This is a genomic window from Catenuloplanes atrovinosus, from assembly GCF_031458235.1.
GTDB lineage: Bacteria > Actinomycetota > Actinomycetes > Mycobacteriales > Micromonosporaceae > Catenuloplanes > Catenuloplanes atrovinosus.
Window position 1 is genome coordinate 8410339 of the sequence record NZ_JAVDYB010000001.1, and the last position, 12231, is coordinate 8422569.

At 73.3% G+C, this 12231-nt stretch carries 11 protein-coding genes; 9 read left to right on the forward strand and 2 right to left on the reverse strand.

Annotated elements, in window-relative coordinates:
* The first annotated feature begins 102 nt into the window (after positions 1–102).
* A complete protein-coding gene (locus J2S41_RS37590; RefSeq protein WP_374728228.1) occupies positions 103–1542 on the forward strand; it encodes an amidohydrolase in 1440 nt (479 codons plus the stop codon).
* A 75-nt stretch (positions 1543–1617) separates the two neighbouring features.
* On the opposite strand, the gene J2S41_RS37595 is transcribed toward J2S41_RS37590, so the two are convergent.
* Positions 1618–2613, reverse strand: coding sequence for a DUF4349 domain-containing protein (locus J2S41_RS37595; protein WP_310375469.1), 996 nt, complete (start codon positions 2611–2613; stop codon positions 1618–1620).
* Between the two features lie 149 nt (positions 2614–2762).
* Between J2S41_RS37595 and J2S41_RS37600 the strand changes: the two genes are divergently transcribed.
* Genes J2S41_RS37600 through J2S41_RS37610 form a run of 3 tightly spaced genes read left to right on the forward strand, consistent with a single transcriptional unit; the run spans position 2763 to position 5181 of the window.
* Positions 2763–3398, forward strand: coding sequence for an MBL fold metallo-hydrolase (locus J2S41_RS37600; protein WP_310375470.1), 636 nt, complete (start codon positions 2763–2765; stop codon positions 3396–3398).
* Positions 3395–4429, forward strand: a complete 1035-nt coding sequence (locus J2S41_RS37605; RefSeq protein ID WP_310375471.1) for a hypothetical protein — start codon at positions 3395–3397, stop codon at positions 4427–4429. The genes J2S41_RS37600 and J2S41_RS37605 overlap by 4 nt, the downstream gene beginning before the upstream one ends.
* On the forward strand, positions 4426–5181 hold the full coding sequence (locus tag J2S41_RS37610; RefSeq protein ID WP_310375473.1) for an SCO6745 family protein: 756 nt from the start codon (positions 4426–4428) through the stop codon (positions 5179–5181). The genes J2S41_RS37605 and J2S41_RS37610 overlap by 4 nt, the downstream gene beginning before the upstream one ends.
* Here J2S41_RS37610 and J2S41_RS37615 read toward each other — a convergent pair.
* Positions 5178–5636, reverse strand: coding sequence for a gamma-glutamylcyclotransferase family protein (locus J2S41_RS37615; protein ID WP_306835167.1), 459 nt, complete (start codon positions 5634–5636; stop codon positions 5178–5180). The two genes, J2S41_RS37610 and J2S41_RS37615, sit on opposite strands and share 4 nt — an antisense overlap.
* Before the next feature lie 100 nt (positions 5637–5736).
* Here J2S41_RS37615 and J2S41_RS37620 point away from each other — a divergent pair, with 100 nt between their 5' ends.
* The 5 genes from J2S41_RS37620 (at position 5737) to thrS (ending at position 12209) form a co-directional block, all read left to right on the forward strand.
* On the forward strand, positions 5737–7155 hold the full coding sequence (locus J2S41_RS37620) for an NAD(P)H-quinone dehydrogenase (protein ID WP_310375476.1): 1419 nt from the start codon (positions 5737–5739) through the stop codon (positions 7153–7155).
* A 265-nt stretch (positions 7156–7420) separates the two neighbouring features.
* On the forward strand, positions 7421–9019 hold the full coding sequence (locus J2S41_RS37625) for a circularly permuted type 2 ATP-grasp protein (protein ID WP_310375477.1): 1599 nt from the start codon (positions 7421–7423) through the stop codon (positions 9017–9019).
* Positions 9013–9951 carry an alpha-E domain-containing protein gene (locus J2S41_RS37630; protein ID WP_310375478.1) on the forward strand — a complete coding sequence of 313 codons (939 nt, stop codon included), beginning with the start codon at positions 9013–9015 and terminating at the stop codon, positions 9949–9951. Before J2S41_RS37625 ends, J2S41_RS37630 begins: the two co-directional genes overlap by 7 nt.
* Entirely contained in the window at positions 9951–10811 is an 861-nt protein-coding gene (locus tag J2S41_RS37635; protein ID WP_310375479.1) for a transglutaminase family protein, read from the forward strand. Before J2S41_RS37630 ends, J2S41_RS37635 begins: the two co-directional genes overlap by 1 nt.
* A gap of 153 nt (positions 10812–10964) precedes the next feature.
* Entirely contained in the window at positions 10965–12209 is a 1245-nt protein-coding gene (gene thrS, locus J2S41_RS37640; protein WP_310375480.1) for a threonine--tRNA ligase, read from the forward strand.
* Positions 12210–12231 lie beyond the last annotated feature (22 nt).

Consider the following 12231-nt stretch of genomic DNA (forward strand, 5'->3'; position numbering starts at 1 on the left):
TTTGATCAGAACACCTGTTGGCTGTCCGGTGTATACGGGACTCGCCCGAAGTTCACTCGTGTCCCGTGACGCCGTAACGCGTTGTAGAAAGGGAGGTGGCGAGTGCCTGCGCAGGACCATGGCGCAGCCGGCGCCCCACCGACCCTCAAGCGTCCTTACCAGCGCTTTCGTGACGGACCGCGACCCGATCACTACCGTAACGAGGTTGCGCAGCGTCACCATTTGAGGTCTAGGCTGTCCGAGTCAACATCCATCCCCATCAACAGTGATCGAGAATCCGACGTGACGAGTGCGTTGACGCTGCCGAGCAGCGAGCTGACGTCGTCCTGGCCCGATACTCCACCCGGGGCCGACCCCCTGCCCGGTCAACTCGACCGATGGCTCGCGTCACGAGGGGCCGAGCTGGTAGCCGTACGCCGGCACATCCACGCGCACCCGGAGCTGTCCTACCACGAGTTCGAGACCGCGGCGCTGGTCGCGCGCGAGCTCGCGGTGGCCGGGCTGAAGCCGCGGTTCCTGCCCAAGGGCAACGGCGTGATCTGCGACATCGGCACCGGCGACCGGGTGATCGCGTTCCGGGCCGACCTCGACGCGCTGCCCATCCAGGACACCAAGGACGTGGCGTACCGGTCCACCGTCGACGGCGTGATGCACGCCTGCGGCCACGACGTGCACACCACGATCCTGCTCGGCCTCGGCCTGGCGCTGGCCAAGCTGAACGAGGAGGGTCAGCTGCCCGGCCGGGTGCGGCTGCTGTTCCAGCCCGCCGAGGAGTCCATCCCGTCCGGCGCGCCGCACGTCATCGCGGCCGGCGGGCTCAAGGACGTCGCCGCGATCTTCGCGCTGCACTGCTACCCGCAGCTCCCGGCCGGCCTGGTCGGCGTGCGCTCCGGCCCGTTCACGGCCGCGGCGGACACGCTCGAGGTGCGGCTGCGCGGCGCCGGCGGGCACACCGCCCGCCCGCACCTGACCACGGACCTGGTGCACGCGCTGGGCCGGGTGATCGTGGACGTGCCCGCGCTGCTGGACCGGCGGATGGACGCCCGCGCCGGCGTCTCCATGGTCTGGGGCACCGTGCACGCCGGCGAGGCGTACAACGCGATCCCGGCCGAGGGCTACGCCAAGGGCACCATCCGCATCCTCAGCCGCGAGGCGTGGCGGGAGGCGCCCGAGCTGATCACCCGCCTGATCAAGGACGTGGTGGCGGCGACCGGCGCGGAGGCCGACGTGGTCTACACGCGCGGCGTGCCGCCGGTGATCAACGACCGGATGACGTCCGCCGTGATCGCGGCCGCGGCCGGCGCCGCGCTCGGCCCCGAGCGGGTGGTCGAGGCCGAGATCAGCATGGGCGGCGAGGACTTCGCGTTCTACCTGGAGCAGGTGCCGGGCACCATGATCCGGCTGGGCACCAGCACGCCCGGGTCCGAGATCCGCCGGGACATCCACCAGGCCGGCTTCGACGTGGACGAACGCGCGATCGGATACGGCATCCGGGTGATGGCGCACACCGCGCTCGCGGCGCTCGCCAGCGGCGCGTTCTGACAGATCAAGATCATTCGAGGGTACGGGTGGCCCGTTCGCCGAGACGGCGGACGGGCCACCCGTCGCCCTTGGTGATCAGGGGGCCGAGGCCGGCGGCGGGGCGCTCACCGGGATGACCGGGCGGCGGCGCCGCGACCGGCGCCAGAGCAGCACCAGCGCCAGCACCGGCAGCCCCAGCCCGGCCAGCCACGGCAGCAGCAGGCCGACCAGCGTGAGCACGCCCGCGCCGAACGACAGGAACGAGTTCCAGCCGTTGCGCAGGCCGAACAGGAAGCCGCTGCGCTCCTCCGGCTCCTCCTCGGCCACCGGCGCGGTGTCCTGCACCAGCTCGACCGTGAGCGTGGAGAGCGCGGACAGGTCCTTCAGCCGGTCCCGCTTCGCCTCCAGCGAGGCCAGGTCCGCCTGCCGCCGGGCCAGCTCGTTCTCCAGCGAGACCAGGTCGTTCAGCGTCTTCGCCTGGGCCAGCAGCTTGCGGGCGCTCTCCACCTGCGCGCGCTGGCTGGCGATCCGCGAGTCCAGGTCGACGACCGCCTCGGTCACGTCCTGCGCGTCGACCTTCCGGTTCTCCTGCTCGCCGAGCGCCGCGATCTTGCCGAGCGTGTCGTAGAACGCGTCCCGCGGAATCCGCAGCGTGATGGTGGCCTTCTCGTACGGCGTGCCGGTGGGGTTCACGTCCGAGGTGCGCGCGTCCGCGCCGACGAACCCGCCGGCCGCCTCGACCAGCCGGATCGTCTCCTCGGCCCGCGCGGTCACGTCCGTGACCCGGACCGTCACCGAGCCGGTGTAGATCACGTCTCGGTTGATCACCGGTGCGCCGCCGCCACCACCGGACGCGGGCGTTTGCTCACCGGAGCCCGAGCCGGTGCCGGTGCCCGCGCCGCCGTCGTCCGCGCTGCCGTCGTCCGTGGCGCCGTTGTTCTGCGGCTTCGCGGGCGCGGCGGCCGGCGCCTCGCCCGCGGTGCTGGCGGCCTCTTCGGAACCGCCCGCGCCGCAGCCGGTCAGCGCGAGCGTGAGCGCCAGACCCGTCGCGCCGAACGCGGTGAGTGCGCGATGTCGTCGTACCGTGGCCATGGTGTGTCCGATCCCCTCGTCAGACGCGCGCCGTGGCGGCGCGTGCGTGATCGATCAGACGCACCCGGCGGATGAACCGGTTCCGCGCGGGAACCTTCGGTAGCGTCACGGTTCGGCCGCGAGACGGCCACGGCCAGAAGGAGGCGTCGATGCGGATCACGAAGTTCACCCATGCCTGCGTCCGGCTGGAGCGCGACGGCGCGGTGCTGGTCATCGACCCGGGCGCGTTCAGTGAACGGGACGCGCTGGACGGTGCGGACGCGATCCTGATCACGCACGAGCACATCGACCACGCGGAGCCGGAGCGGATCGCGGCCGTGGTCAAGGAGCGCGGCGTGCCGGTCTTCGCGCACCCGGGCGTGGCGGCCGCGCTGCCGGAGCTGACCAGCGTGATCACCACGGTGCAGCCGGGCGAGTCGATCGAGGCGGCCGGCTTCGCGGTGAGCGCGCACGGCGGCGCGCACCAGATCATCCACCCGGACATCCCGCGGGTACCGAACCTGGCCTGGCTGGTCGAGGCGGACGGCACGAACGTCTACCACCCGGGCGACTCGTTCGCGCGCCCGGACGGCGTCGACGTGGACACGCTGTTCCTGCCGATCTCCGGGCCGTGGATGCGGATGGCCGAGGCCGTCGACTTCGCCCGCGAGGTCAACCCGCGGCGCGCGTTCGCGCTGCACGACGCCCTGCTCAGCGATATCGGGCTGGGCGTGGTCGGGCGGAACCTGGAACGGCTGCTGGACGTGGAGTACGCCCGGCTCCAGCCCGGGACCACCGTGTCGTGACCGTCGGCGCGGACCTGGTCTGGCGGCTCTACGGCGAGCCGCCGGAGCGTTTCACGGCCGCCCGGGACCGGGCCGTGGCCGAGGCGCGGGCGCGCGGTGACGCGGCCGGGGCGAAGGAGATCGCGGCGCTGCGCAAGCCCACGATCGCGGCCTGGCTGGTCAACCTGCTGGCGATCCGCCGCCCGGAGCTGCTGGCCGACCTGGCCGCGCTGGCCGGCGAGATGCGCGCCGCCCAGCGCGAGCTGCGCGGCGCGCAGCTGCGCGAGCTGTCCGCGCAGCGGCGGCGCGTGGTGTCGTCGCTGGTGGCCGAGGTGCGCACGCTGGCCGGCGCGGCCGGGGTGAGCACCGCGAAGCTGCCGCTGAACGAGGTGGAGGACACGCTGAACGCGGCACTGTCCGATGAGGGGATCGCGGCGTCGGTCCGATCCGGACGGCTGCTGCGCCCGGTGTCCTACGCCGGGTTCGGCGAGGTGCCCCGCCCGAGACTGCGCCTGGTGACGGCCGAGCCCGGCGCCGCCTCCGAAGAGGACGGACCGGGCCGCGCGCGGCCCGGCGAGACCCGGACGAGCCGCCCGCGGCGGGAGGAGCCGAAGGCCGGGGCGCGCAGGAGGGAGGCGGCCCGCGAGGCCGAGGCGGCCGCGCGGCGCGCGCTGGAACGGGCCGAACGCGAGGCACTGCGCGAGCGCGAACAGGCCGACGTGGACCTCGCCGCCGCCGAGGACGCCGAGCGCGCCGCCGTCGCCGCGATCGCGGACCTGACCGAGCGGATCGCCGCGTTGCAGGCGGAGCGCGCCGAGGCCGAGCACGAGGCCGGCCGGCGCAGGCTCGCGCGCCGGACCGCGGAGCGCGCCGCGAGCGCGGCCCGGCGCCGGCACGGTGACGCGGCCGCCGCGCTGGAGGCCGCCGGGGGCACGCCGGGACCGTTCGTCGAGCCCGCGGCGCCGTTCGCCGACGGGGGCGGGCGGAAAGCTGCGGCACGCCGGGGCAGGGCTGACCGTGGCGGCGCCACCAAGGCAGAATCGGGCGCGTGACCCCCGACCAGGCGGCGGCTGCCGCGAAGGCGCACGTGCTGCGTCTCGGCGGGGCGTTCGCGGAGGACCCGCTGACGCTGCAACGCGCGCGGCGGCTCGGCCTCTCCGGCTGGGCGTACTACGTGGCCGCGCGCGGCGGCGCGCTGGGCGACGTGCGGGCGGACACGGTGGCGGCCGCGCTCGGGTTCATAGCGCCGGACGCGGTCTCGGACGGGTGGGACGCCGCCGCGACCGTGCTGCCGCCGTCGAAGATAGCGGCCGAGCACCTGTCCGAGTGCGCGCGCTGGGGCGTCGAGCGGCTGTCCACGTTCCCGCGGCTGACCCGGCTGATCGAGCTGTGCCGGCGCGTGGTGCTGGCCGCGGACCCGGCCGGGCTGCCGCTGTTCGCGGCGTGGCGGGCGATGCCGGTGCCGGACCACCGCGCGGGCGGGCAGGCCGCGGTGCTGCTGCACCTGATGCGTGAGCACCGCAACGGCGCGCACCTGCTGGCCGCGCGGGTCAGCGGACTGAGCCCGCTGGAGGCGGTGATCTCCGGCCCGGAGGGCGAGGCCGGCGCCGTGGCGTACGGCTGGCAGCCGCCCTACCCGAAGGTGCCGCCGCTGGTCCGGCGCCGGCTGTGGGCGGACTCGGTCACCGACCGGATCGCCGGCCAGGCGTTCGAGGTGCTCACCCTGACCGAGCGCGCGGAACTGCTCGGCCTGCTGGAGTCCGCCTGCGCGCTGATCTGGCCGGAGGACCGGCCCGGTGGCTAATCCGGCTTCGCCGTGCGGGTGGGCCGGGCGCGCAGCTCGGCCACGTAGTCGTCGGGGGCGCCGGCCGCCTGTGCCGCGTTGGCGATCTCGGTGAGGTACCAGGAGGTGGGCAGGCCGCCCTCGTACCCGTTGAGCACGTAGACCCACGCGGTGACCTCACCCTCCAGGGTGGCGACCCGCACGGTCAGCTTCCGGTAGGTGCCGGAGTTCACCCCCTCGACCTCGTCGAGCTGCGCGGCGTCGAACTCGTCGACGTCGTACAGGGCCACGAACACGCGGTCGCCCGGCGACTCCACCACCGTGGTGACGGCGCCCTCCCAGCCGAGGACGTCCTCCCCGGCGAAGGTCAGCCGCCAACCCTCCAGCCACCCGACCCCGATCATGGGCGAGTGCGGAGCGTAAGCATGCATGCGGGCTGGGTCGAGGTTTGAGCCATACGCGGCGTAATGACGCACGGCGATGACGATAGCCCGGCCGACGGTTGGGGGAGAATATGACCGAGCGTGTCGTATCTGGTTTACGGGGAAAAACCAGATCGTGGTTGGGAGGAATGGCATGGGCGAGGGGCCTGCTTCGGGCGGAATCGTCATCATCGGTGGCGGTCCGGCCGGATACGAGGCGGCGCTGGTCGCCGCGCAGCTGGGGGCCGAGGTGACGGTGGTCGAGCAGGACGGCGCGGGCGGTGCCTGCGTGCTGTTCGACTGCGTACCCTCGAAGACCTTCATCGCCAGCTCCGGGGTGGTGACGGCGTTCCGGGACACGGAGGAGTTCGGCATCGACTCCGACGGCCTGGAGGCGGTCACCGTGGACGCGCCCGCGGTGCACGCGCGGGTGAAGCGGCTGGCGCTGGCGCAGTCGTCGGACATCCACGAAAAGCTGATCAAGGCGGGTGTGACCATGGTGTCCGGCCGGGCGCGCCTCGGCGACGACACGCTCGGTCACACTCACCGGGTGCTGGTCACGCCGGACAATGGTGACTCCGAGTATTCGATTGATGCCTCAACGGTTCTGATCGCCACCGGCGCGACGCCGCGCCAGCTCCCGTCCGCCATGCCGGACGGCGAGCGCATCCTGACCTGGCGGGAGATCTACGACCTGCCGGAACTGCCGGAGCACCTGATCGTGGTCGGGTCCGGGGTCACCGGTGCGGAGTTCGCCAGCGCCTACCTGGCGATGGGAATTGACGTGACGTTGGTCTCCAGCCGCGACCGGGTGATGCCGCACGAGGACGCGGACGCGGCCATGGCGATCGAGCGCGTGTTCCGCTCCCGCGGCATGAACATCCTCAACAACTCGCGCGCCGAGTCGGTGGTCCGCGGCGGCGACGGCGTCAAGGTCACGCTCGCCGACGGCCGCGAGGTCTTCGGCTCGCACGCCCTGATGGCGGTCGGCTCCATCCCCAACACGCAGAACCTGGGCCTGGAGGAGTACGGCGTCGCGGTGGCCAAGGGCGGCTACATCACGGTGGACCGCACCTCGCGCACGAACGTGCCGGGCATCTACGCGGCCGGCGACTGCACCGGCGTGCTGCCGCTGGCCAGCGTCGCCGCCATGCAGGGCCGGATCGCGATGTGGCACGCGCTCGGCGACGCGGTCCGCCCGCTGCGGCTGCGCACGGTCGCGGCGAACGTGTTCACCGATCCGGAACTGGCCACGGTCGGTGTCTCCCAGGACGAGGTGGACGCCGGCAAGGTCACCGCGCGCCAGGTGATGCTGCCGCTGAACGGCAACGCCCGCGCCAAGATGGACGATCTGCACGACGGCTTCGTGAAGATGTTCTGCCGGCCGAGCGGGCACGTGATCGGCGGCGTGGTGGTGGCGCCCAAGGCCAGCGAGCTGATCCAGCAGATCGCGCTGGCGGTGGAGAACAACCTCACGGTGGATCAGCTCGCCCAGACCATCACGATCTACCCGTCGCTGTCCGGTTCGGTGGCCGAGGCCGCGCGCCAGCTCATGCTGCACGACCTGGAGTAGGCGCGGCGGCCCGACTCACCGGGGCGAAACGTCCACATTTGGCGCTCGGTTCGCCGCGCGGCGCGTACCGTAGAGGGGCCCACGACATCGGGTCCCCCGTTCTCGATGTCGGGCGTCGGCACCACCCGCCGGTCGCTCGCGATGCAGGCCGGCGGCGCGCGGTGCCGGGGCCGCCGGCAGGTCCCGTGCCGGCGGCCCGCGCACACGCCGCGACCATGCAAGATCCGTAATGCGCCCGCAACGAGATCGGCGTAATTTCCAGCGCATGGCGGACCTGTTCGAGGACTATCGCCTCGGCCCCGGATGGGACGAGATGTTCGGCGAGCCCGGCATGCCGCGGGAGATCTACGAGGCGCTGCACGGCACGCTGCAGCCGCTCTCCAGCGCCGAGCTCGGCGTGCGCGCGGACGTGCTGGCCCGCGTGTTCCTCGACCAGGGCATCACGTTCGCGCTCAAGGGCGTGGAGCGGCCGTTCCCGCTGGACATCGTGCCCCGGATCATCGCGAACGCGGAGTGGGAGGCGGTCTCCGCCGGCGTCGCGCAGCGCATCCGCGCGCTGGAGGCGTTCCTCGCCGACGTCTACGGCCCCGGCCAGGTGCTCAAGGACGGCGTGGTGCCCCGCCGGGTGGTGATGACCTCGGGCGGCTTCCACCGCGCGGCGTTCGGGATCACGCCGCACAACGGGGTGCGCGTGCACGTCGCCGGCGTCGACCTGATCCGCGACGAGCGGGGCGTGTTCCGGGTGCTGGAGGACAACGTCCGCATCCCGTCCGGGGTCAGCTATGTGATGGAGAACCGGCGTGCGATGGCGCACGTGCTGCCGGAGGTGTTCGCGGCCACCCGGGTCTGCCCGGTCGACTCGTACCCCGCGATGCTGCTCACCGCGCTGCGCGCCGCCGCACCGGTCGGCATCAACGACCCGACCGTGGTGGTGCTGACGCCGGGCGTGCACAACTCCGCCTACTTCGAGCACACGCTGCTGGCCCGCGAGATGGGCGTGGAGCTGGTCGAGGGCCGCGACCTGATCTGCGTGGGCAATGAGGTCGCGATGCGCACCACGGCCGGCGAGCAGCGGGTCGACGTGATCTACCGCCGGGTCGACGACGAGTTCCTCGACCCGGTGCAGTTCCGGGCCGACTCCGTGCTCGGCGTGGCCGGCCTGATCAACGCGGCCCGCGCCGGGCGGGTCACCATCGCGAACGCGGTGGGCAACGGCATCGCGGACGACAAGCTGCTCTACACGTACGTGCCGGAGCTGATCCGCTACTACCTCAACGAGGAACCGCTGCTGCCCAACGTGGACACGTACCGGCTGGAGGAGCCGGACGCGCTGGCCCACGTGATCGACCGGCTGGACGAGCTGGTGCTCAAGCCGGTCGACGGCGCCGGTGGCGCGGGCATCGTGATCGGCTCGCAGGCCTCGGACGAGGAACTGGCCGCGGCCCGCGAACGGGTGCTCGCCGACCCGCGCGGCTGGATCGCGCAGCGCGAGGTGAAGCTCTCGATGGTGCCCACGCTGGTCGGCAACCGGCTGCGCGCCCGGCACGTGGACCTGCGCCCGTTCGCGGTCAACGACGGCGAGCGGATCCGGGTGCTGCCCGGCGGCCTGACCCGGGTGGCGCTGCCGGAGGGCGCCCTGGTGGTGAACTCCAGCCAGGGCGGCGGCTCCAAGGACACCTGGATTCTGGCGGCGGAACCGTCCCTGCCGGACGGCCCGCCGGTGCTGGAGCACGTCGAGCCGGACCCGGCGCTGGAACAGCTGGTCGAGGGCCACGCCGCGCCGGACCCTGGCCCCGGCACCGCGGCCACCGGCGGTCAGGAGCAGCAGGAGCAGCAACAGCAGGGGAGGTACGCCGCATGCTGAGCCGGATCGCCGAGTCGCTCTACTGGATCGGCCGGTACGTGGAGCGCGCCGAGGACACCGCGCGCATCCTCGACGTGCACCTGCACCGCATGCTCGCCGACCCGTGGATCGACGAGCAGACCGCCTGCCGCTCGCTGCTGTCCGTGATGGGCGTGGCGACGGTCGAGCCGCCCTACACGTCCGCGCGCATGGTCGGCCTGCTCGGCCTGGACGAGCGGAACCCGAGCGCGGTCACCGGCGCGCTCGCCGCCGCCCGGGAGAACGCGCGCGGCGCCCGCGAGACGATCTCCGCGGAGATGTGGGAGTGCCTGAACGCGACCTGGCACGGCCTGCCGGACGCCCGCCGCCGCGTCGACCAGCAGGGCGTGCACGCGTTCTTCCGCTGGGTGCGCGAGCGCTGCTCGGTGATGACCGGGCTGACCGACGCCACCATGAGCCGCGACGAGGGCTGGCTGTTCCTGGTGCTGGGCCGCAGCGTGGAGCGGGTGGACATGACCGCGCGGCTGCTCTCCACGCACGTCGGCGCGGGCGGCAGCATCCCGTCGTGGCTGACGCTGCTGCGTTCCTGCGGCGCCTGGGAGACGTTCCTGCGCACGTACCGCGGCGCGCTGGACGACCGGCACGCGGCCGAGTTCCTGCTGCTGGACCGGCTCTTCCCGCGCTCGGTCTTCGCGGCGCTGGCCACCGCCGAGTCGTGCCTGCGCGACCTGGAGCCGGAGCCGGGCCGCGCGGGCGTGGCCACGGAGGCGCAGCGCATCGTCGGGCGGGCCCGCACCAACCTGGAGTTCCGCGGCGCGGACGAGCTGCTCGGCGACCTCGGCACCGTCCTGGCCGGACTCCAGCGCACCTGCTCGCAGGTCAACGACGCGGTCTCCCGCCGGTACTTCCGGCAGACCGGCGCGGTCCGGTGGGTCAGCGAGGTGGCGGTCTGATGGTCGACTCGTGGCGCCTGAAGATCAGGCACCGGACCGGGTTCACGTACGCCGGGAAGGTCCGCTCGTCGTACAACGAGGCCCGGATGTCGCCGCGGAACGAGGCCCGCCAGGCCGTGCTGGACGCGCGCGTGGAGGTGTGGCCGCCGGCCCGCACGCACCGCTACGAGGACTACTGGGGCACCGTGGTCACCGCCTTCGACGTGCACTCCCCGCACGACCGGCTGGAGGTCACCGCGACCGCCACGGTGGAGACGCTGCCGGCCGGCGACCGGCTTGCCGCGCACGAGGGCGTCTCCTGGGACGACCTGGCCGTGCCGGACACCGTGGACCGCTGGTACGAGTTACTGCTGGCCACGCCGCGCACCCGGCTCGACGAGGAGCTGACCGCGCTGGCGACGGAGATCGCCGGTGTGCACGCCACGCCGCACGCGGCCGCGCTGGCGCTGTGCGAGCGGATCCGGCAGGACGTCACGTACCAGACCGGCGCGACGGGCGTGCAGACCGACGCGGTCCACGCCTGGCGCCAGCGCAAGGGCGTCTGCCAGGACATCAGCCACCTGGTCGTGGGCCTGCTCCGCGCGATGGGCACGCCCGCGCGCTACGTCTCCGGCTACCTGCACCCGGCGCCGAACGCGGGCATCGGCGAGAGCGTGACCGGTCAGAGCCACGCCTGGGTCGAGTGGTGGGTCGGGCGCTGGACCGCGTTCGACCCGACCAACGGCGTGCCGGTGGGGGAGCGGCACGTGGTGGTCGGGCGCGGCCGGGAGTACGGCGACGTGACGCCGCTGAAGGGCGTCTTCTCCGGCCCGGCCAACACCGGCCAGGAGGTCGAGGTCACGTTAACCCGGCTGCGCTGAGGACCTTCCACGAGTACGGTGGGCGCCATGCGATACGGCCAGCTGACGACGACGCCGGGTTTCCCCCGGCGGCGACGGTCGGTGCGCTGACGCACGTCGACATCCGCAAGCCCCGGGGCGAGTTCGCTCCGGGGCTTCGTTCTTCCTCGCCCGGTGCGGCTCGCCCCCGTACCCGCGAAGGAGAGAACCGTCATGAACGATCACCGCAGGCTGGGCCGCGAACTGGAGCTGTTCGCGACCGACCCGCTGGCCGGCGCCGGCCTGCCGCTCTGGCTGCCGGACGGCGCGGCCGCGCGGCACGCCGTGGAGGAGTACCTGCGCGAGGAGGAGCGCCGCGCGGGCTATCAGCACGTGTACTCGCCGCCGGTGGGCAAGCGGGAGATGTACGAGATCAGCGGGCACCTGCCGCACTACGCGGACGACATGTTCCCGGTGATGGCGCTCTCCTCCTCGCCCGACGACGAGTTCGTGCTGAGACCGTCGGCCTGCCCGCACCACGCGCTGATCTACCGGTCCCGCGGCCGGTCCTACCGGGAGCTGCCGCTGCGGATCGCGGAGCTGGGCGGCATGTACCGGTCGGAGCGGTCCGGCGTGCTCGGCGGGCTGAGCCGGGTGCGCGGCATGTGGCTCAACGACGCGCACGTGTTCGCGCCGCTGGAGCTGGTTCACGAGGAGATCGCGCTGGTGCTGCGGATGGTGGGCCGGGCGCACGCGGCGCTGGGCGTGAAACCGGCCGGGTTCCGGCTGTCGCTGCGCGGCGACGGCCCGAAGTACGTCGGCGAGGGCGCGATGTGGGACGAGGCCGAGGGCATCCTGCGGGACGTGCTGCGCGACTCCGGCCGCGCGTTCGCCGAGGAGCCGGGCGAGGCGGCGTTCTACGGACCGAAGATCGACATCCAGGTGGTGGACGCGGGCGGACGGGAGATGACCCTCTCCACCGTCCAGCTGGACTTCCACCAGCCGGCCCGGTTCGACCTGTCCTACGTGGACTCGTCCGGCGCCCGGCGGCGGCCGGTGATGATCCATCGCAGCCTGGTGGGGAGCATGGAGCGGCTGTTCGCGTACCTGATCGAGGTGCACGACGGCGCGTTCCCGCTCTGGTACGCGCCGCGCCAGCTCCAGGTGCTGCCGGTCTCGGCCGGGGAGGAGGACGCGGCGCACGCGTTCGCGCGCGCCGCGGTACTGGCCGGGTTGCGCGCGGAGGTGGTGTCCGACGGGTCGGTCTCGTCCCGGGTCCGGCTGTCCGCCAGGCAGCGGGTGCCGTACGCGGCGATCATCGGCCCGGCCGAGGCGGCCGCCGGGGAGGTCTCGCTGCGCCCGCGCAACCAGCGGGGGCTGGCGCCGATGCCGGTCGAGGCGGCGCTGCGCGCGCTGCGGGCCGAGGCCGATCCGCACTGACCGCCGCGCGGTGGGGGACGCC

Coding starts and splice junctions, on each gene's coding strand:
- J2S41_RS37625 (WP_310375477.1), top strand. CDS start 7,421: ATGGCGGACCTGTTCGAGGACTATCGCCTCGGCCCCGGATGGGACGAG.
- J2S41_RS37600 (WP_310375470.1), top strand. CDS start 2,763: ATGCGGATCACGAAGTTCACCCATGCCTGCGTCCGGCTGGAGCGCGAC.
- J2S41_RS37595 (WP_310375469.1), bottom strand. CDS start 2,613: ATGGCCACGGTACGACGACATCGCGCACTCACCGCGTTCGGCGCGACG.
- J2S41_RS37620 (WP_310375476.1), top strand. CDS start 5,737: ATGGGCGAGGGGCCTGCTTCGGGCGGAATCGTCATCATCGGTGGCGGT.
- J2S41_RS37635 (WP_310375479.1), top strand. CDS start 9,951: ATGGTCGACTCGTGGCGCCTGAAGATCAGGCACCGGACCGGGTTCACG.
- J2S41_RS37630 (WP_310375478.1), top strand. CDS start 9,013: ATGCTGAGCCGGATCGCCGAGTCGCTCTACTGGATCGGCCGGTACGTG.